This is a genomic window from Kribbella soli (assembly GCF_004331345.1).
GTDB lineage: Bacteria > Actinomycetota > Actinomycetes > Propionibacteriales > Kribbellaceae > Kribbella > Kribbella soli.
Genome location: NZ_SJJZ01000004.1, coordinates 477,233 through 494,966, shown reverse-complemented (window position 1 = coordinate 494,966; position 17,734 = coordinate 477,233). Strand labels below are relative to the sequence as shown.

Here is a 17,734-nt window from a genome sequence, read left to right as displayed (position 1 = left end):
CATACCCTGTCAGCCCTTCGGTGCTGTGCCCTTGAGGCGCTGCTGCTTGATGACGCGGTCGATCGCGTCGCTCGCCTTCTGTGTGGCGGCCGGGATGTCGGACTTGCCCTTCATCACGGACTCGATCGCCGTCGCGAAGGCGAGGGAGATGTCGAACGGGTACGCCGGCTCGGCCTTGCCGGTCGCGACGACCTTGTCGGTGATGACCTTCATGAACGGGTCGGACGTGGCGGCCGGGTCCTTGGCGAGTGCCTGGTCGACCGACGTGCGGACGGTGTACTTCGAGAAACCGCTCTGCCTGAAGAAGTCGGCCATGATCGCCGGGTCACCCGCGAGCAGGTACTCGATGAACTTCGCCGCCGCCTCCTTGTGCTTCGACTTGGCGTCGACCGTGAGCGTCCAGCCGCCGAGCGTCGCGGTCGGCTTGCTCGGATCGCCGTCGATGGACGGGAACGGAGCGACCGCCGTGTTCTTGATCATCGCCGGGAAGGTCTGCTTGAGCTGACCGACCGCCCACGAGCCGTTCGCCATCATCGCTACCTGGCCTTGGCCGTACGGCGTCGCGTCGGGGTAGCCGACCTTCGGCTGCTGCGGAATCCAGCCCTTCTGGAACAGGGTCTGGTAGAACTCGAAGAGCTTCGTGTAGCACGGGTCCTTCGCGTTGGCGGCAGACCAGTCGTCGTTGATCGGCAGGTGACCGCACGCGTTGTACTGCAGGCCCCAGCTCGACCAGCCGAGGTCGGGCGCGACGGAGGCGATCGTCATGCCCTTGACCTTGCCCTTCGTCAGCTTCTCGGCCCACGTGAGCAGTTCGTCCCAGGTCTTGGGCGGCGCATTCGGGTCGAGACCGGCGGCCTTGACGAGGTCGGTGCGGTAGTAGAGGACAGTCGACGGCTCGACGAGCATCGGGTACGCGTAGTGCTTGCCGCCGACCTGGACGAACCCACCGACGTTGGATTTGATATCGCTCCAGGCCTTGTCCGGAAGAAGCCCGTCGAGCTCTGCGAACTGGCCGTTCGCGACGCCGGCAGGGATGCCGCCGTAGTTCGTCGTCGCGACATCGGGTTGCGTGCCGGCGGCCTGCGCGGCCTTGAGCTTCTGCTGCCACGTGTCGCCGGGGACGACCTGGTACTTCACCTTCACGTCGGTCTGGGACGCGTTGAACTTGTCGACGTACGTCTTGAACCATTTCTGCTGGTACGGCTCGAACTGCGACTGCCAGAAGGTGATCTCGGCAGGTCCTCCGCTACCCCCGGAGCTGCCCGAAGTCCCGGAATTCGAACTGCAGCCCGCGAGGGCGATCAACGCGGCTACGGCTGCTGCTGCGACGATCCTGAGTCTCCGTTGACGCATGTCGATGCTCCCTTGATGCCTAGGTCTACCGCTACTCACGCGACGGAGTGTCGCAGAAATCGATTTCCCAGACAATGGTTTGGAGACCGGTTATGGAGAAGTGACGGTCGGCCCGCTGCTGGCTCGCGGGCGGACTGAGCGTCAGATTAGCGCGGGTTCGGTGGGTGGAGGCGGCGGTTCGGCCGGTTCACCGCCCGTCGCCTCGCGTCGACTCACCCTCTACTTGTGTGCCTCAGCGCCGCAGTAGCTGGGCTGTGAACGTGTTCAGTTCGATTGGTTTGTCGTTGCCTACCACGACCGTGCCGCCGAGGTTGACGAGGTGGTTGTTGATGACGCAGTTGGGTTCGAAGGCGAAGGTCATGCCGGGTTCGAGCGGCAGGCCCGCGCCGACGGTGGGCACCTCGCCGAGTTCGCCGTACGCCTTCGCAGGTGGGAAGGTCTTCAGGCCCCAGCCGAATCCGCACACCGGGCCGTACGGGTTGAGGCTGTGGAGCATCGGGTGCACGTTCCAGCCGCCGGCTTCTTTGAGGGTGCTGATCATCGCTTCGGCGACGTCACCGAACGTGTTGTCCGGGACGAGCTGCGCCAGCCCGGCCTCGTAGCAAGCCCGAGCGACCTGCGCGGCCGCTTCGATGTCGGGATGTACGTCGCCGACGGCGATCGCGACCTGGCTCTGGGTCTCGCGGCGCGCGACCGCGTTGAGAACCTCGGCCATGACGACGTCGCCGTCGGCGATCACCTGAGGCTGCTGCGGGCGATAGGCCCACGGAGCGTCGCCCCAGGAGACGACGGAAGGTCCGGTGTTGATGAGGATGTGCGGCTGCGCGCCGCGGGAGTAGCCGGCCGCCATACCGGCGGCCAGGACGTCGGCATCCGTGGCTCCGGGGTACGTCGCATTCAGCATCGCGGCCGCGATCGCGTCGCCGACCTCGGCGGCGTACTCCACCAGCGCCAGTTCCTCGTCGGAGTTGGGCAGCATGCGCAGCAGGAGCGGGAACCATGCGGGCTTGAAGGTCGCCCGCGGGAACTGTTCGGTCAGCGGTCCGTACAGCGCGTGCGGCAGGATCGGCAGGATGTGGAACGGCGGGTAGGGCTCGAGGCCGACCACGCCGATCGTCGCGGCCTCGAGGGAGTGCTCCTTGATGACGGCGGCAACGTGGGCGGCGTCCTTGCCGACCCGGATGCGGGCCGGTTCGATCCACAGTTCGTCGCCGCGCTTGGTGGCCTCGATGTGGTCCTCGACGTGCATCGGTGACCAGACGAGCTGGATCGGGTCCTCGTCGCCGCAGAACATGACGATGGTGCCCGGACGATCGTTGCTGAAGTAGTTGTCGTGGGCGAACGGCGCAGCCGGCACACCCTCGTGTTCGCCGTACACCAGCAACACGTCGAGGCCCTCGTCGGCCATCAGGTCCCGCGCCATCGCCCACCGGCGGTCCCGTTCGGCCAGTGAGTACGCCGGCATCTGTCGCTTCACGTTTCTCCCTCGGTACGCCGCTGACGCACCAAGGCGCCAGCTCTACGATGATAGAGTTAACTCTATGATCGTAGAGATCAAGAAGACAAGACCCTTGATAGCTCTAGGATATTAGAGCTACCAAGACACAAAGACGGAGAGTGATTTCATGAACAAGCTGGTGCGTGTGCTGCTCGTGGTTCCTGTGGCGGCGGTGCTCATCCTGGCGGGGACGGCGTCCATGGCGTCGGCCACGAACGGTAGCCCGAGTGGGCCGCCGCCCTCGGGTGAGAATGTCTGGTGCGTGTCGGTGACCGGCGCGAAGGCGTGCTTCGCCGCGTACGGGGATCGGGTCTGGATCAAGGACACCAAGGCGAACGGACATCCGGTCGCGGCCACGATTCAGGGGAAGGAGTCGTCGGGGAACTGGTACCGGGAGTGTTTCAACGACCGCGGCGAGGCCGGCGGCTGGGTGATGTGCGACTTCGACGTACCGGAATGCAACGCGGGTCTGCTGTGGGCCGTCGACCTTCCGTTCATCGGCGCTCAGGCGAGCACGAAGATCAACACCACCGGCACGATCTGATCCGCGTCGCGCGTTTCGGTGAGGCTCTGAGATCCTAGAGTTAGGATGCGCAGCATGCCCCGACGTTCGAGCCGCCGTACCGAGATCTGCGATGCCGCGCTGACCCTCGCGGCCGAGGGCGGGAACCACGCGCTCACCCATCAGAAGATCGACAAGGAGCTCGGCATCGCGCAGGGCTCGACGTCGTACTACTTCCGCACCCGCGAGCAGTTGGTCGAGGCCGCGATCAGGCACCTCACCGAGGTGACTCGTGACGCCTTCGCGACTGCCCAGGACGAGCGCCGCGTGGCCGAGGTGACGACGGCCACCGCGGCCGCGTTCATGGCCAAGTACGTCGACACGCTGCTCGGGCCACGTCGCCGCGACGCGCTCGCCCGGTACGCGTTGAGCCCGGACGCGATCGATGACGAAGAACTGCGGAACGCACTCGCGGTCTGCCTCTTCGGTCTCGAGCCGGCCACCGAACTGATGAAGTCACTCGGAGCGCCGCGCCCCGCCCGCGCCGCACGCGACCTGCTCAGCCTGCTCGAAGGCCTCCTCTTCGACCGCCTGTACGGCGCCCGCGCCGCCATCACACCGGGCACCCGAGCCAGCCTCAACGACCTCCGCCGCCCGATCGCACTGTGGCTCGAGGCCCTCCGCAACGAGACCTGACAACACCTGTTATGTGAACGGAGTTCGATGTCCGCCGACCAGAACCGCCCCGAGCCCGATGCCGCCAAGGCAGAGCTCGACGAGCTGATGCGCCTGTTCTTCAGCGCCTTCACCAACACCGACGGCCCGCCCCGCACCGACCGCGTCCGCGAGGTGTTCATCCCCCAAGGAACCATCATCAGCCAGACCGGGGACCGGTCGGTCGTCTACGATCTCGACTCCTTCGTCGAGCCCCGCCAGCGGATCCTCACCGACGGGACACTGACCGAGTTCTCCGAGTGGGAGGTCAGCGAGCAGACCGAAATCTACGGCTCGATCGCCCACCGCTTCAGCGAGTATCGCAAGTCCGGCGTCCAGAACGGCGAGCGGTTCGAGGGCGGCGGCCACAAGACCACCCAGTTCGTCCGTACACCGACCGGCTGGCGCATCAGCTCCCTGGCCTGGGAAGACGACTAGCCGGCCGGTCAGTGCATGTAGAGGCCGCCGTCTACGTTGAGGGTTTGGCCGGTTATGTAGCTGGAAGGTTCGGAGAGTAGGAAGGCTATTGCGGAGGCTACGTCCTGGGGTTCGCCTACTCGGTTTACGAGGAGGTCGGCGGTGAGGGCCGTTCGGCGTTCGGGGGTCAGTGGGCCGCCCATGATTTCGGTGGCTATCGGGCCGGGGGCGATGGCGTTGACCGTGATGCCGAACGGGCCCAGTTCGCGGGCCAGGGCTCGGGTCAGGCCTATTACGCCGGCCTTGGCTACGGAGTACGGCGTTTTGCTGTAGGTGCCGCCGCCTCGTTGGGCTGAGGTGGAGGAGATGCTGACGATGCGGCCGTAGTTGTGCCTCACCATGCTCTCGGCGACGCGGCGGGTTACGTAGTGGACGCCGTTCAGGTTGGTGTTGATGACGCGGTGCCACTCGTCGGAGGTCAGCTCGAGGTAGGGGACCGGGGAGCTGACGCCGGCGATGTTCGCTAGCGCTGCTAGCGGCGGTAGGGCGGCCTCGAGTTCGTCGATCGCCGTACGGACTTCAGCCTCGTTGGACACATCGGCCGCGACACCGAGAGCCTTGACGTGGTACGTCGAGGTGATCTCGGAGGCCACCGCCTCACTTCCCGGGCCGTCGATGTCGAGGATCCCGATGTTCCAGCCCTGTGACGCGAGGAGGAGGGCTGTGGCGCGGCCGATACCGTGCGGGGATGCCGCGCCGGTCACGACCGCGGTGCGCGCGCCGGTGACCACCGCAGCGCGGTCGGCGGTCATTTGGCGGCCCCGTAGTCCTGGCCGGGTTTCCAGTCGCTGAAGACGTAGTCGGCCTCCGACACCTTGGCTCCGGCCGCTTTCGCCTTCTGGAGCGCCTGCGCTCGGTCCGCGGCCGTGGCGTCGCTCAGCTTCTTCAGTTCGGCCTTGAGGTCCTTGATCGATCCGCCCAGGTAGCCCTGGACGATGTTGCCGACATGCGGCGTGACCGGCTTGCGCAGTGCGTCCACCTTCGCGATCGAAGGGTTCTTCACGATCGCCTGTGGCATCAGGAACACGTTTTTCTTGCAGTACTCGACGCCCTTCTTGTACGCGTCGACCACGTTCGACGACGCGACGAGATCGAGGTTCAACGGCGGCTGGTCCATCGCCTCGACCATCCCCTTCTGGTAGTCGTCGGACATGAAGGACGCGATCAGCTTCCCGGCCGCGTCGGGATTCTTGCTGTCCGCGGAGACGAAGTACGTCGCAGCGGGCCGGCCGCGGTAGCACCAGGGGTTCGTACCCGACGTCGGCACCAGGATCTGACCGGACGCGAGCTTGTCGACGATCGTCGGCGCCAACGCCTTCGATCCACCGGCACACCAGATGCCGTCGATGAAAGTCCCGACTGCCCCCGATGCGTACCGGGTCCGGGCGTCGACTACACCGAAGTTGTTCGAGCCCGGCATGATCAACTTGTCGTCGTTCAGCTGCTTCAAGAACTCGATCACCGTGACGTAGGCATCGTGGTGATACGCGTACTCGCCGGTGGTGAACTGCAGGCCTTGGTACCCGGGGAAGCCGGCCGTCTGCGCCATGTCATCGACCTGATCACGGATGCGTCCGCCGTCCGCGCCGATCGCCAGCGTGAGCGGCTGGATCCCGGCCGACTTCAGCTTGCCCAACGCGTCCTTGAACGCCGTGTAGTCCGTGGGCACGTTGTTCGGATCGAGCCCGGCCTTGGACCAGTGGTCCTTGTTCACCCACACCAGCGTCGAGCTCTGCCGGAAGCTGAACATCGGGAACCCGTAGAGCTTGCCGTCCAGTTGGGTGATGCCCTCGGTGAACGCGTCCTTGGGCAGCTTGGACTTGATGTCAGCCGGAATCGTGACCTCGTGCACCCATTTGCCACTCACCAGGGCAGGCAACGGGAGCCCGATCACGTTGGAGTAGACGTCCGGCATCTTGTTGGCCTGATGCGCGAGCTGGAACGCCTGGGTCGCCTTGGACGCGTCGTAGTACGTATGGGCGACGTTGGTCTTCAGCGACGGAGACTGTGTCTTGGCCCAGTCGTCGTTGAGGCGCTTGAACGAACTGAAGTGGTCCCACCAGTCCAACGTTCCGGTGGCGCCCCCGCTCGTGCTTCCGCTCTGAGAGCTCGAACTGCTGCATCCGGTCGCGGCGCCGACGGCGGTGAGTACCGATGCGCCGAGCAGACTGCGACGTGTCATCCCGGTCATTTCCACTCCTTAGGACTTGACTGCTCCGGAGATTCCCTCGACGAAGTAGCGCTGCAGGAAGATGAAGAGCACGACCACCGGGACGATCGAGATCACCCCGGCCGCGGCCATGCCGGCCCAGTCGGTCGCGGTCTCGCCGACGAACGCCTGCATGCCGACGCTCACCGTCCGGAGATCGGCCCGGCTGAAGGTGAACACCAGCGGCAGGAAGAAGGCGTTCCAGGTCGTGATGAAGGTGAGGACCGCGACGGTCGCCGTGACCGGCATCGCCAACGGCAGCATCACCGAGAAGAAGATCCGGACGAAGCCGGCGCCGTCGACGATCGCGGCTTCCTCCAGCTCCCGGGGGATCTGCCGAAAATACCCGTAGTACAACAGGATCGCCGACACGTACGCCCCGCCGCTGAGCGCCAGGATCAGTCCGGTCAGTGAGTCGATCAGGTGCAGCTGCATCGAGATCTTGACCACCGGGATGATCGTGTAGCCGGTGGGGACGAAGAGCGTCGCGACCAGTACGCCGAGGAAGAGCTTGGAACCGCGGAATCGGTAACGGGCCAGGACATAGCCCGCAGTCGCACAGCGGACGGTGACGATCACGACCGTGATCACGGTGACCACCACGGTGTTGATCAGGTACCGGCCGAAGTGGGCGTCGTTCCACGCCCGCGTGTAGTTGTCCCAGACGAACTTGTCCGGCCACAACTTCAGGCCGCCGGTGAACATCTCCATGTTGTCCTTGAGCGATGCCGACAGCATCCACAGGAACGGGAAGATCCAGACCACCGCGATACCCACCAGGAACAGCGCGGCGATCCACCACGGCAGCCGGTGCAACAGGCGCCGCTGCCGATCCGTGCGTACGACGACTTGCGCTGTCATCGCTGGTCTCCTCTCAGCCGGCGGCCGGCGTACACGCCCCACAACTGGACGGCGCCGACGACCGCGACCAACAGCCCGAAGATCACCGCGGCTGCGGATGCGTGCCCGAGTTGGGGGATCGAGGCGGCGAAGGCCCAGCGGTAGATGTAGATCTCGATGATCTCGGTGTGGAAGTACGGTCCACCGCCGGTCAGCGTGTACATCAGGTCGAAGTTGTGGAACGTCTCCTCGATCGTCAGCACGGTGATGATGATCAGGAACGGCTTGAGCATCGGCACCGTGATGTGCCGGAAGAGTTGCCCGGTGCCGGCGCCGTCGATCCGGGCCGCCTCGTACAACTCGTACGGGATGGTCTGCAGCGCCGCGAGCCAGTAGATCATCGTGACACCGAAGAACTTCCAGACGTACAGGACGGCCGCGGTCGGCAACGCCAGGTGCTGATCACCCAGGAAATCGACGCCGCCGAAACCGAGCTTCGTCAACGCGGTGCTGATCGGTCCGCTGGCCGGATCCAGGATGAAGCGCATCACCACGCCGATGATCGCCGTCGTGGTCACCACGGGGATGAAGAACGCCGAACGCAGTAAGCCGATCAGCGGGAGCTTCGGCGAGTTCAGGATCATCGCCAGCAGGAGCGTGAGCAGCACCCGCGCCGGCACCACCAGCAGCATGAAGAACAACGTCACCTTGAACGAGTTCCAGAACAGCGGATCGGCGAAGACCTCGCGGTAGTTGCTCAGGCCAACGAACTTCTGGTCGGCGTCGAATCCGTTCCACTCGACCAGCGAGTACCAGTAGCTCGCGATGATCGGGTAGATGGTGTAGACGCCGTACAGCACGACGGTCGGGAGCAGGAAGATCCAGATCCAGGTGGTTTTGAGGCGCACAGATCTGCTCGTCATGGCCGGGCTACCTGATCTGGCTGAGCGCGAACGTGCGGGGATCGTTGCCGAGCCGGTTGCCGTTCTCCAGCATGGTGATCGACGCGATCTCGTCATCGGTCAGCTCGAAGCCGTCAAGCTCGAAGTTGGCTCGGATCCGCTCGGGATCAACCGACTTGGGGATGACGATGTGCTCGCGGTGCAGATGCCACCGCAGCACAACCTGGGCCGGCGTCGCCTCGTGACGACGTGCGATCGACGCCACAACCCGATGATCGAGGTCGCCGCCCTGACCGAGCGGTGAGTACGCCGTGACCGCGATCGACCGCTCCCGGCACAGCTCGGTCAGTTCGCGCTGCTGATAGGTGGGGTGCAGCTCGATCTGGTTGATCGCCGGAACGATCTCGCCTTCCTTGGCCAAGCGGTCCAGGTGTTCGGGCAGGAAGTTCGACACACCGATGGCCCGCACTCGTCCATCGATGTAGATCCGCTCCAGGGCACGCCAACTGTCGACATACAGATCCGCCGTCGGGTTGGGCCAATGCAGGAGATACAGGTCGGCGTAGTCCAACCCCAGACGCTCCAGCGTTTCGTCGTACGCCTGCAGTGCCGACTCGTGGCCGTGCTCGCCGTTGCGCAGTTTGGTGGTGACGAACAGGTCCTCGCGGGGCAGCCCACACGCTCGGACGGCTGCGCCCACACCGGCCTCGTTGTTGTACGCCGCCGCGGTGTCGAGATGCCGATAGCCGATCTCGAGTGCCTGCTCGACCGCGGGTTGGGTGTCGCCCGGCGGGACCTGGAAAACGCCGAAGCCACGCTGGGGAATCCTTACGCCGTTGTTCAGCGTGATCATCGCGATCAGCTGCTCGGTTCGAGGATCAGCAACGATGCCGACGGCAACGGAAGTGAGACCTCGAGCGAGACGTCGCCGTCCGCCGTGAGGCTGCGTTCCGCTTCGAACTCCTCGAGACCCTGCCGGCTCTTGATCGTGGCCAGTTGGTCGGCGGTCGGGTCCTGCGGTGAGCCGAGCTGCTGCCAGACGGTGAAGGCATTGCTGTGGTCGGCGTCGATGCGCAGATGCCGCAATCGGTACGACCCGGCCGGCAGGTTGCGGACGGTCACGGTCACTGGGGTCAGATCCTGGCTGGTCTGGTACTGATCGTCGATGTGTCGCCAGATCAGGACGGCGACGCTTCCGTCGTCCGAGCGCGAAGAGAGGGCGTCGACTTCCTCGGGCATGCTGCTGCCGTCGGTGCCTTCGAGCTCGCCGACCTGCCAGGCCGCGTCGGAGGTCGTGCTGAGGCGGTTCGGGCCGAGCAGCGACAGCATCCGATAGGCGTTGAGGAACGGCTTTTCGACGCCACCCGCGGTGAGGAAGGACCGGGTGCCTTCGAAGTAGCGTTCGGCCTCGAAGTAGAAGCTCCACGAGGTGGCGTAGGCGACCTGCGCCGGCTCAGTCGCGTTCAGGTCGAGGATCTTCTTCATCAGCTTCGCCTGGAAGACCGGGTAGTACTCGGTGTTCTGGAAGCTGTAGTTGCGGTTGTCGTAGCGTCCGAAGTGCGCCGGCACCGCTGCGTCGCACTCGTCGACGATCACCGGCAGCTCGGCGTACGCGTCGTACGAACCGATCAGCCGGTTGAACTCGCGCAGGTCGTACAGCATCTTTGTCGACGACGGGCTGAGCTGCTCGGCCGCCGGCTCGGCGAACGGCCGGTAGTCGCGGGTCGGGAAGTGGCAGCCTTTGGTGTGGTACGAGATGAAGTCCAGCGGCTCGTTGCGGCTCGACGTGTAGTCCAGGAAGCCCTGCAGAAAGTTCAGTCCGCCGCTGGTGACAGCTGGTCCGCCGACCTTGGCCTCGGGCAGCACGGCGCGGACTGCTTGCACTGTTGCGGTGTAGAGCTCGTTGTACTGATCGAGAGTGCCGCGCCAGTAGTCGATGTCCGGCTCGTTCCACAGCTCCCAGAGCCAGGTCTTTACCTCGTCCTCGCCGTAGCGATCGATGCAGTGCTGAACCGTAGCGCTGATCAGGCCCGCCCACTTGGCGTAGTCCTTCGGCGGATACCCCCAAGCGCCCGCTTCGTAGTTGGTGTAGGCAGTCGGGCTCGGTACGACGGTCAGCTCGGCGGCCTCGGGTGGCAGCAGGTCGCGCGGGGTGAAGCCGAGCTCCACCAGTAGGTGGTGTCCGGCGCCGACGATCGCGTCGTACGCCTGGTCCAGGATCGTGAAGTCGTAGTACGGATTGCCGTCGGCATCTTCGTGGTAGACGTTGCCGGAGCTCCAGTGCGGGATGCCGAATCCGCTGCCGGAGCAGTACATGTAATGCGGCCGGACGAAGTAGCCGGCGCCGGAGAAGTCGGCGAAGGTCTGCAGCAGGCGCTTGCCGGTGGGCGTGTACGTCCAGTTGAACTCGTCGTACCCGAAGCTCTCCCAGATGCGCGTCAGCGGACCCTCGATCTCCGCGGCGTCGACCTCGATCGTCGCCGTGGTGACGTGGGGCGCATCGGGATTCCGGGGAGCGGCGGGCGGGAACGGGCCGAGCGCCCTGCGTCCGGTGTGAACCGCGGTGTCAGTGGTCATCGGCGTCGTGACCTCTCTCTGCGTCCGGGGAGGTTCCGAGTCTGCTCGGCACTTCGTTTACTGTCAATGAGTAACTGTTTACAATCTACAGAGAGACCGAACAGGGGCTAGAGTCGTCCCTGCCCCGGATTACGGGCGGTAACTGGCTTGAGGAGGTGGTCGGCTTGATCCCCGACGATGTCGTGTCCCCGCTGCCGTCGCAGCGCGCTCTCGGTGATCTGGTGACCGACGTGCTCCGGGAAATGATCACGGGCGGCCGGTTCCAGCCGGGCCAGCATCTCAAGGAGACCGAGCTGGCCGACGCGCTCAAGGTCAGCCGTGGGCCGATCCGGCAGGCGCTGTCCCGGCTCGAGGAAGAGGGGCACGTCGAGCTCCGGCGGCACCGCGGGGCCTTTGTCAGCACCTTGACCAGGACCGACGTCGAGGAGGTGCACACCCTCCGCGGCGCGATCGAGAGGCTGGCCGCCGGCCGCGCATGCACCCGGATGCAGGACGCGGGATTCGCCGAGATGGACGCGGTCCTGGAGCAGATGAAGAGTGTCGACACCAAGATCGATCCGGAAGACGCCGTCCGGCTGGACCTTCAGTTCCACGACATCATCTACGCGTACTGCGAGCACACGCGGGTGCAGCGCGTCTGGGAGTCCATCCGCGGGCAGGTGACCGTCTTCCTGCGCGCCCGGAACGCGAGTTTTCCGGATTTCCTCGAGGTCGGCTACAGCGAGCACAAGGAGCTGCGCGATGCGCTGGCTCTAGGGGATCCGCAAGCTGCGCAGGACGGGATCGACAAGCACATCGTCGGGGCGTACGAGCGACTGAAGCGGCTGAACTTGCCGGACCGCTGACCTCCTCGAGTGCCGTTTTGTGTAATGGTTGCAGGATGGTGGATCCACGGGCCCAGCGGACGATCGATGCGTTGCTGAGTGCGGCGGAGGAGCTGTTCGCGGCTCGGTCCGTCGCCGACGTCACGGTCGAAGAGATCGCGGCCACCGCTGGTGTCGCGGTCGGGTCGGTCTACAACCACTTCGGGTCGAAGGCCGGCCTGTACGCCGCTTTGGTGGAGCGGGCGGTTGTGGTGGATCGGCAGTTCATGGATCTCGCGTACGTCGAGGGGCGTGGGCCGATCGAGCAGTTGTACGCCGCGGCGGACGAGTATCTCGCGTTCTACCTGGCCAATCCGGAGTACTTCCGGATGCTGGCGTTCCCCGCGGAGCCGGGGAGTTATGCCGCGGGGCAGGAGCTCGCGGACCGGTTCGCGGATTCGGTGGACGAGCAGAACCGGCGGATGGTCGACGCGATCAAGCGCGGTATCAAGGCCGGCACGATCCGCAAGGTCAACGCTCAAGAGCTGGCGACCGTGCTGTGGTCCTCGTGGAACGGGATCATCAGCCTGGGCTGGCGGCAGGATCGCCTACAGCGCAACCCGAGGCAGCTGAAACGCCTGCTCCGGGCGGCGACGGACGCCTTCGCCCACGGTCTCCTGGTCGAGCAGGACTGATATTGCGGGAGGCAACGGCCGGTGCTAGTGTGCGGACACTTCTTGCAATGATTACAAGAAGGAGGTCGCGGCGTAGTGACGGTCTCGCGCGATGAGCGGTTGGGTACGGCGTACGACGTCGAGCTGCCCGCCGGGACGCTGCAGTATCACGCAGTCGGGAACGGTCCGCCGATCGTCTTTGTGCACGGGTATCTGGTGAACGCCAACCTGTGGCGCAAGGTCGTGCCGCTGTTGTCGGGGCAGTTCCGGTGCATCACGCCGGATTGGCCGTTGGGGTCTCATCTGGTGCCGATGAACCGGGACGCCGATCTGTCGCCGCCCAGGATCGCGGAGTTGATCGCTGACTTCTTGGCCGCGCTCGATCTGTGGGACGTGATCCTGTTCGGCAACGACTCGGGCGGCGCCTACAGTCAGCTCGCTGCGGCGGCGTACCCAGAGCGTGTCGGGCGGCTGGTGCTGTCCTCGTGCGAAACGCCGGACTGCACGTGGCCGCCGACGCCTGGCGGTTTTCCGCTGCTCAAGCGGACGGCGGTGCATCCGTTGACGTACCGCGCGCTGTATCAGGTGCTGCGATGGCCGGGCAGTTGGCGATGGCGGAACACGTATGGCTGGCTGGCAAAGTATCCGATCGACGAGGTCGCGATGCGCAGCTACATCGATCCGGTGCTGAACGATGCGGCGATTCGGTACGACGGTCGGAAGGCGATCGGCTCGGTCGACGAGCGGTACAGCCGGGCTGCCGCCGCTACGCTCGTCGAGCAGTTTGGCAAGCCGGTCGATTTGCTCTGGGCTGGGGACGATCGCGTGTTCCCGCCGGTGCACGCTAGCGCGTACGCCGAGCGGCTCGGGACGAGTGTTCAGGTGATCCCGGACTCCTTCACGTACGTCGCTGAAGACCAGCCTGAGCTTGTTGCGGAGGGGTTGGCTCAATGGCAGCGATAGGTTCGCCGGTCTGGGTGGCTGAGACCAATGGCGCGCTGGGGTTGCGGGATCAGGTGCGGTTCGTCGCGCAGGCGATCGTTCGAGAGCTTGCGCTCCCGCGTCGCGGTGGAGCGGTACTCGCTGCCGATCGGACTCCGCCGAGCACGCCCGTCGCGCAGCACGTCATTGACTTCGCTCGGACCGTCCTGCCTGCGCCCTTGCTGCATCACAGCATGCGCTCTTGGCTGTGGGCGTGCATGCTGGCCGAGCTCGATCGGCTCGAGTACGACGACGAGCGCTTGTACGTCGCTGCGCTGCTGCACGATGTCGCGCTTGCCGACCCGCATCGTCCCGGTCCGGATGCTGCCTGCTTCGCGGTGCATGGGGCGACGGTGGCGCGTGGTGTCGTGATCGAGGCGGGTGGAGGTGCCGCGCTCGCTGACGATGTGGCTGATGCGATCGCGGCGCATTTCAACGTCGCCGTACCGCTGTCGTGGGGTGCCGAGGCGCATTTGCTGCACGCGGGTACACACCTTGACGTGGCTGGGTTGCGGCGGCTGGAGATCGCCCGGAGCAGTGTTGCCGAGGTGCATGCGCAGGAGCCTCGGGATGGGTTCGCCGACCACTTCCTTGCTGTGATGCGGGAGGAGGGGCGGCTTCGGAAGTCGTCCCGAGCCGGGTTGTTGTGGCGCCTCGGGATGGAGCGCTCGGTCCGCAGAGCCGAGCGGACAGTTGCATGAGGCACCGATTGGCGTCGGTGGCGATCGCTGCTTTCGGCGGGCTCTTCGCCGTCCTCGGTATCTGGGCTGCCGTCGGCAGCGGATCGTTCGCGCGTGCGCTAGCCGACTTCGGTCCGCAGGACGATCACTTGGTGCACGACTTCGGCGCGGCCTCGATCGCGATCGGGGCCGGGCTACTGCTCGCCGTACGACGTACTTCCTGGCGTACGCCGGTGCTGGTCGTCGCCACCACCTGGAACGGGCTGCACGCGGTCTCGCATCTCGTCGATCTCGCGGAGGCGCGCTCGCTCGTGGTCGGGATCGGGGAGGCGGTGCTACTGGTCGTGGGGACCGGCGTACTCGGGTTTCTTGCCTTCGCGAGTCGGGAGGACGCATGACGGACTGGCCGGAAATTCACGAAAACGTTGTCCGGCAGTTCCGGATCGCCTGGGAGAAACCCGATCCGCATGCGTGGGACGGTTTCCTCGATGATTCCGTGCGGTTCGTGCAGCCGATGTTGCGCGACGGCGTGGGGCCGGCGCTGTGGTGGGAGGAGTTCGCCCGGACGCAGGCGCTGCTCCCCGATCTGCGGGTCGAGGTGCTGCGGTGGGCCGGCGCTGAGGAAAACGTGTTCGTCCACATCCGGTTCGTGGCGACCGCGGGTGGACGGCCGCTGAGCTGGGAGGCCGTCGATCTGCTCAAGCTCTCGCCGGAAGGACGGTTGCTGTTCCGTGAGTCCTTCTTCGACTCGGTCCCACCGGCCGCGGCTCTCGCCCGCCGCCCGCGCGCCTGGCTCCGATGGTGGCGCTCCGGCATCGGCCCCTTCCTCGGCCGCCGCCGTTTCCTACCACCCGCGCCCTGACCGGACCTCAGACTGCAGTCGTACCGCCCTGGCGCAGTCGTGGGGGCCGGGGTGGAGTCTTCGTCGGCTCGGTGCGAGTATCGGCTGATGGAGGTCTTGCGGGTCGAGGAGTTGGCGGCTGTCCACCTGGAGCTGGCTGGGCGGAGTGACAGCGGGCGTAGTGCGACGACGGTGTACAGCCGGGCCGGGGCTCGGTTGCGGCAGACGTTGATCGCGCTGGATGCAGGGCAGACTCTTGGTGAGCATCAGAGCCCTGGAGACGCCTCGCTGATGTGCCTGCAGGGGGACGTTGTGCTTCGGGCGGGTGATGACGAGGTCGAGCTGCGGGCAGGAGATCTCGTGGCGGTGCCTCCGCAGCGTCACGACGTACACGCTCGGGCTGCGTCTGTTCTGCTGTTGTCGGTTGCTCTGCATTGAGGGCGGGGACAGAGTTCGTGGTCGGCGGGGACAAGGAAGGGCCCGCCGCGGTGGATTGTGAGGATGATGGCGGCATGGCGACCTACTTCACGGCCTCGGACGATGCCGCTGCCGGTGCTCCGGAGCGATCCGGCGGAGACGAGCAACTGTCGAGCGAGATCACTGCCAGTGGCGGCACGTTCCGTGCGTTGATCGAGCTGGTCTGGGGGAAGTCGGCGGACGAACTGCCGGACGACGAGCACCGCTGGGTGGAGACTCGGGTCGAGGGGCTCGCGAGGCTGGGGGACCGGTTGGTCAACGAGATCGCCGAGCGGGATCAGGACGAGTTCCAGGACCTCGCTGCGCCGTGGGCAGAGTTGGTTCCGGAGCTCGAAGACGACGATCTGGTCGACTTCCTGACCGACCTGCAGCACCTCAGCCGGCACGCGAAGGCCGACGGGCTGCACGTGTACTCGCTGCAGCTCCGCTGACCGTCAGTACACCGAATCGATCCGGTGTTCTGTGGCTGCGAAGGTGAAGGTGTCGCCGCTGCGGAGGTTCTTGAGGGCGGCGTAGAGGGGCGCGTCGGTCGTCATGCCTTCGTACGTGACGCCGTCGCATTCGAACGGTGAGCTGACCACGCCGACGACGTAGTGGTTGTCGTCGAGTACGACGATCGCACCCGGCCGGATCTCGCTGGTCGGGGCGAAGTCGATGCTCTCGGCCTGCGCCACGGTGCCGTGCTGACGTTCCGCGACGTCCTCGTAGAGCCCGCCCAGGTCGCCGGCTTGGTCGGACTGCGACTGGTCGTCGACGGAGAACGAGGAGTCGGGGTCGAGTCTGGCCGCCGAGCCCTCACGGCCGACGGCGGCGTCCGTCGCGCGGAGGTGTGCCTCGAGATGCGCGACCAGAGCCTCTTTGACCCGCAGTTTCGCCTTGCCGTCCATCGCGCACCCTCTCCTTGCTGTCGCGAGCGCCGTACCGCACAAGTGTCTCGCACGAAATCACGTCTGCTCGGTGACGGGAAGTTCCGGAACCGGCAGGGGGTGTTGGCGGGCGGAATCCGAACCTAGAGTCAGCCTGCCTGAAAGGGCTTTCCCGGGTGGTTGGAGGGTTTGTGAGGCGGACTCTTGGGCCGGCGGTTGTGCGCCTGGCAGGCTGACAGGGCTGAGGCCTCGCCGCTGCGCAAACGATTGCATAATCCGTCGGGAACGTGTCACCCTTGGTGCCGACAAGCGCCATCGACGTCGCTGGCCGTGCAGTGCATTGCATCGTGAGGAGCGCCAGGGTGACACGTATCGCCTTCCTGCACACCGGGGCCGTGGTCATCCCGACCTTCGCGACGCTCGCCGCCGAGCATCTGCCCGGCGTCGAGGTACAGAACCTGCTCGACGACAAGATCGTCGCCGACCTGGGCAGGGGTGCCGCGGCCGAGCAGGTCGCGCAACGGCTCGCCGATCTCGGTGATGCCGCGGTCGCGGCCGGCGCGGAGGCGCTGATGTTCACCTGCTCGTCGATCTCGCAGTACGCCGGACCGCTCGCTGACCGTCTGGGCGTTCCGGTGTACCGCGTCGACGAGGCGATGGCGGACGAGGCTGTTCGTGCTGGCGATCGCGTCAGTGTCATCGCGACGCTGCCCACGACCGTGCGGCCGACGGCCGCTCTCTTGCGCGAGCGGGCCGAGCTCCAGGGTCGCGACGTCCAGATCGACGAGGTCGTCGTACCGGGTGCGTTCGAGGCGGCCGTCGCGGGAGATCGCGGTCGTCACGACTCGCTGGTGGCAGACGCCATCAAGGCGGCGTCCGGCGACGTGGTCGTCCTCGCGCAGGCGTCGATGGCATCAGCGGCCGAGGGTCTCGACCTCGCCGTCCCGGTCCTCACCAGCCCCGAACGCGGCATCCGCCGCCTGGCCGAACAGCTCAAGTAGCCCGCCGCCGGTCAGAACGGCTCGGGCAACACCGGACGGCTCAGTTGGCGGAGCGGGATCGCTTTCGGCCGCCGATCGTCCGGTCGAGGACGCCGTAGCCGGCCAGGCCCAGCACCGAGACAGCCGCCAGGAAGAACACGACCGCGACCGTGATGTTCACCGGCCGGGCGATCAGCCCTGCGACGGCGAGGACCACGCCGATCACGGCGAACGAGATGACTAGGCGTCGGCTCATCGGCTCGTACATCACGACGCAGATGCTATCCGGTGCACAGCTCAACCCTTGACGCCGGGCGGATGCCTGCGGCAAGGTTTACAGCGCTGCATTACAGCGCTGTA

General features: G+C 65.9%; 22 protein-coding genes. 12 read left to right on the top strand and 10 right to left on the bottom strand.

The window, feature by feature from the left end; translation table 11 throughout:
- Nucleotides 1-9: 9 nt before the first annotated feature.
- Together E0H45_RS33205 and E0H45_RS33200 are read right to left on the bottom strand one after the other, a co-directional pair.
- Nucleotides 10-1,353 carry an extracellular solute-binding protein gene (locus E0H45_RS33205; protein WP_131344790.1) on the bottom strand — a complete coding sequence of 448 codons (1,344 nt, stop codon included), beginning with the start codon at nt 1,351-1,353 and terminating at the stop codon, nt 10-12.
- A gap of 232 nt (nt 1,354-1,585) precedes the next feature.
- A complete protein-coding gene (locus tag E0H45_RS33200; protein WP_131344788.1) occupies nt 1,586-2,830 on the bottom strand; it encodes a M24 family metallopeptidase in 1,245 nt (414 codons plus the stop codon).
- 148 nt (nt 2,831-2,978) lie between these two features.
- On the opposite strand from E0H45_RS33200, the gene E0H45_RS33195 reads away from it, so the two are divergent.
- The 3 genes from E0H45_RS33195 to E0H45_RS33185 are packed head-to-tail and all read left to right on the top strand — an operon-like array spanning nt 2,979 to nt 4,505.
- A complete protein-coding gene (locus E0H45_RS33195) occupies nt 2,979-3,395 on the top strand; it encodes a hypothetical protein (protein ID WP_131344786.1) in 417 nt (138 codons plus the stop codon).
- Between the two features lie 54 nt (nt 3,396-3,449).
- A complete protein-coding gene (locus E0H45_RS33190; protein ID WP_131344782.1) occupies nt 3,450-4,049 on the top strand; it encodes a TetR/AcrR family transcriptional regulator in 600 nt (199 codons plus the stop codon).
- Nucleotides 4,050-4,076: 27 nt separating this feature from the next.
- On the top strand, nt 4,077-4,505 hold the full coding sequence (locus E0H45_RS33185; RefSeq protein ID WP_131344780.1) for a nuclear transport factor 2 family protein: 429 nt from the start codon (nt 4,077-4,079) through the stop codon (nt 4,503-4,505).
- Between the two features lie 8 nt (nt 4,506-4,513).
- Here E0H45_RS33185 and E0H45_RS33180 read toward each other — a convergent pair whose 3' ends face one another.
- The 6 genes from E0H45_RS33180 to E0H45_RS33155 are packed head-to-tail and all read right to left on the bottom strand — an operon-like array spanning nt 4,514 to nt 11,072.
- Complete coding sequence (locus E0H45_RS33180; RefSeq protein ID WP_131344778.1) at nt 4,514-5,296, bottom strand: SDR family NAD(P)-dependent oxidoreductase; 783 nt, start codon at nt 5,294-5,296, stop codon at nt 4,514-4,516.
- On the bottom strand, nt 5,293-6,735 hold the full coding sequence (locus E0H45_RS33175; RefSeq protein ID WP_131344776.1) for an ABC transporter substrate-binding protein: 1,443 nt from the start codon (nt 6,733-6,735) through the stop codon (nt 5,293-5,295). Before E0H45_RS33175 ends, E0H45_RS33180 begins: the two co-directional genes overlap by 4 nt.
- Before the next feature lie 9 nt (nt 6,736-6,744).
- Nucleotides 6,745-7,614: a carbohydrate ABC transporter permease gene (locus tag E0H45_RS33170; RefSeq protein ID WP_131344774.1), complete on the bottom strand. Its 870-nt coding sequence runs from the start codon at nt 7,612-7,614 to the stop codon at nt 6,745-6,747.
- Nucleotides 7,611-8,516 (bottom strand): carbohydrate ABC transporter permease, encoded by a 906-nt coding sequence (locus tag E0H45_RS33165; RefSeq protein ID WP_131344772.1) that lies wholly within the window; start codon nt 8,514-8,516, stop codon nt 7,611-7,613. The genes E0H45_RS33170 and E0H45_RS33165 overlap by 4 nt, the downstream gene beginning before the upstream one ends.
- A 7-nt stretch (nt 8,517-8,523) precedes the next feature.
- Nucleotides 8,524-9,348 (bottom strand): aldo/keto reductase, encoded by an 825-nt coding sequence (locus E0H45_RS33160; protein WP_202872643.1) that lies wholly within the window; start codon nt 9,346-9,348, stop codon nt 8,524-8,526.
- Nucleotides 9,349-9,353: 5 nt separating this feature from the next.
- Nucleotides 9,354-11,072: a GH39 family glycosyl hydrolase gene (locus tag E0H45_RS33155; RefSeq protein ID WP_131344770.1), complete on the bottom strand. Its 1,719-nt coding sequence runs from the start codon at nt 11,070-11,072 to the stop codon at nt 9,354-9,356.
- A gap of 164 nt (nt 11,073-11,236) precedes the next feature.
- Between E0H45_RS33155 and E0H45_RS33150 the strand changes: the two genes are divergently transcribed.
- The 8 genes from E0H45_RS33150 (at nt 11,237) to E0H45_RS33115 (ending at nt 15,959) form a co-directional block, all read left to right on the top strand.
- Nucleotides 11,237-11,917 (top strand): GntR family transcriptional regulator, encoded by a 681-nt coding sequence (locus E0H45_RS33150; RefSeq protein ID WP_202872642.1) that lies wholly within the window; start codon nt 11,237-11,239, stop codon nt 11,915-11,917.
- Between the two features lie 35 nt (nt 11,918-11,952).
- Entirely contained in the window at nt 11,953-12,570 is a 618-nt protein-coding gene (locus E0H45_RS33145; RefSeq protein WP_202872641.1) for a TetR/AcrR family transcriptional regulator, read from the top strand.
- Between the two features lie 75 nt (nt 12,571-12,645).
- Complete coding sequence (locus E0H45_RS33140) at nt 12,646-13,512, top strand: alpha/beta fold hydrolase (RefSeq protein ID WP_131344768.1); 867 nt, start codon at nt 12,646-12,648, stop codon at nt 13,510-13,512.
- Between the two features lie 14 nt (nt 13,513-13,526).
- A complete protein-coding gene (locus E0H45_RS33135) occupies nt 13,527-14,231 on the top strand; it encodes an HD domain-containing protein (RefSeq protein ID WP_165546680.1) in 705 nt (234 codons plus the stop codon).
- The gene (locus E0H45_RS33130; protein ID WP_131344764.1) at nt 14,228-14,608 is read left to right on the top strand and encodes a hypothetical protein; all 381 of its coding nucleotides are present in this window, start codon (nt 14,228-14,230) and stop codon (nt 14,606-14,608) included. The genes E0H45_RS33135 and E0H45_RS33130 overlap by 4 nt, the downstream gene beginning before the upstream one ends.
- Nucleotides 14,605-15,072, top strand: coding sequence for a nuclear transport factor 2 family protein (locus E0H45_RS33125; RefSeq protein WP_131344762.1), 468 nt, complete (start codon nt 14,605-14,607; stop codon nt 15,070-15,072). Before E0H45_RS33130 ends, E0H45_RS33125 begins: the two co-directional genes overlap by 4 nt.
- A gap of 87 nt (nt 15,073-15,159) precedes the next feature.
- Nucleotides 15,160-15,489, top strand: a complete 330-nt coding sequence (locus E0H45_RS33120) for a cupin domain-containing protein (RefSeq protein ID WP_131344760.1) — start codon at nt 15,160-15,162, stop codon at nt 15,487-15,489.
- 74 nt (nt 15,490-15,563) lie between these two features.
- The gene (locus E0H45_RS33115; RefSeq protein ID WP_131344758.1) at nt 15,564-15,959 is read left to right on the top strand and encodes a hypothetical protein; all 396 of its coding nucleotides are present in this window, start codon (nt 15,564-15,566) and stop codon (nt 15,957-15,959) included.
- Nucleotides 15,960-15,962: 3 nt separating this feature from the next.
- Here the strand turns inward: E0H45_RS33115 and E0H45_RS33110 are convergent, their stop codons facing one another.
- The gene (locus tag E0H45_RS33110) at nt 15,963-16,415 is read right to left on the bottom strand and encodes a hypothetical protein (RefSeq protein ID WP_131344756.1); all 453 of its coding nucleotides are present in this window, start codon (nt 16,413-16,415) and stop codon (nt 15,963-15,965) included.
- A 341-nt stretch (nt 16,416-16,756) separates the two neighbouring features.
- Here E0H45_RS33110 and E0H45_RS33105 point away from each other — a divergent pair, with 341 nt between their 5' ends.
- Complete coding sequence (locus E0H45_RS33105) at nt 16,757-17,395, top strand: aspartate/glutamate racemase family protein (protein WP_131344754.1); 639 nt, start codon at nt 16,757-16,759, stop codon at nt 17,393-17,395.
- Nucleotides 17,396-17,435: 40 nt separating this feature from the next.
- Here the strand turns inward: E0H45_RS33105 and E0H45_RS33100 are convergent, their stop codons facing one another.
- Nucleotides 17,436-17,645, bottom strand: coding sequence for a hypothetical protein (locus tag E0H45_RS33100; protein WP_131344752.1), 210 nt, complete (start codon nt 17,643-17,645; stop codon nt 17,436-17,438).
- Between the last annotated feature and the right edge of the window lie 89 nt (nt 17,646-17,734).

Bases quoted from the DNA above. Each gene is read 5' to 3' on its own strand.
- E0H45_RS33145 (WP_202872641.1), top strand. From the start codon at position 11,953: ATGGTGGATCCACGGGCCCAGCGGACGATCGATGCGTTGCTGAGTGCG.
- E0H45_RS33190 (WP_131344782.1), top strand. From the start codon at position 3,450: ATGCCCCGACGTTCGAGCCGCCGTACCGAGATCTGCGATGCCGCGCTG.
- E0H45_RS33120 (WP_131344760.1), top strand. From the start codon at position 15,160: ATGGAGGTCTTGCGGGTCGAGGAGTTGGCGGCTGTCCACCTGGAGCTG.
- E0H45_RS33165 (WP_131344772.1), bottom strand. From the start codon at position 8,516: ATGACGAGCAGATCTGTGCGCCTCAAAACCACCTGGATCTGGATCTTC.
- E0H45_RS33110 (WP_131344756.1), bottom strand. From the start codon at position 16,415: ATGGACGGCAAGGCGAAACTGCGGGTCAAAGAGGCTCTGGTCGCGCAT.
- E0H45_RS33115 (WP_131344758.1), top strand. From the start codon at position 15,564: ATGGCGACCTACTTCACGGCCTCGGACGATGCCGCTGCCGGTGCTCCG.
- E0H45_RS33195 (WP_131344786.1), top strand. From the start codon at position 2,979: ATGAACAAGCTGGTGCGTGTGCTGCTCGTGGTTCCTGTGGCGGCGGTG.
- E0H45_RS33125 (WP_131344762.1), top strand. From the start codon at position 14,605: ATGACGGACTGGCCGGAAATTCACGAAAACGTTGTCCGGCAGTTCCGG.
- E0H45_RS33180 (WP_131344778.1), bottom strand. From the start codon at position 5,296: ATGACCGCCGACCGCGCTGCGGTGGTCACCGGCGCGCGCACCGCGGTC.
- E0H45_RS33205 (WP_131344790.1), bottom strand. From the start codon at position 1,353: ATGCGTCAACGGAGACTCAGGATCGTCGCAGCAGCAGCCGTAGCCGCG.
- E0H45_RS33175 (WP_131344776.1), bottom strand. From the start codon at position 6,735: ATGACCGGGATGACACGTCGCAGTCTGCTCGGCGCATCGGTACTCACC.
- E0H45_RS33170 (WP_131344774.1), bottom strand. From the start codon at position 7,614: ATGACAGCGCAAGTCGTCGTACGCACGGATCGGCAGCGGCGCCTGTTG.
- E0H45_RS33160 (WP_202872643.1), bottom strand. From the start codon at position 9,348: ATGATCACGCTGAACAACGGCGTAAGGATTCCCCAGCGTGGCTTCGGC.
- E0H45_RS33155 (WP_131344770.1), bottom strand. From the start codon at position 11,072: ATGACCACTGACACCGCGGTTCACACCGGACGCAGGGCGCTCGGCCCG.
- E0H45_RS33185 (WP_131344780.1), top strand. From the start codon at position 4,077: ATGTCCGCCGACCAGAACCGCCCCGAGCCCGATGCCGCCAAGGCAGAG.
- E0H45_RS33130 (WP_131344764.1), top strand. From the start codon at position 14,228: ATGAGGCACCGATTGGCGTCGGTGGCGATCGCTGCTTTCGGCGGGCTC.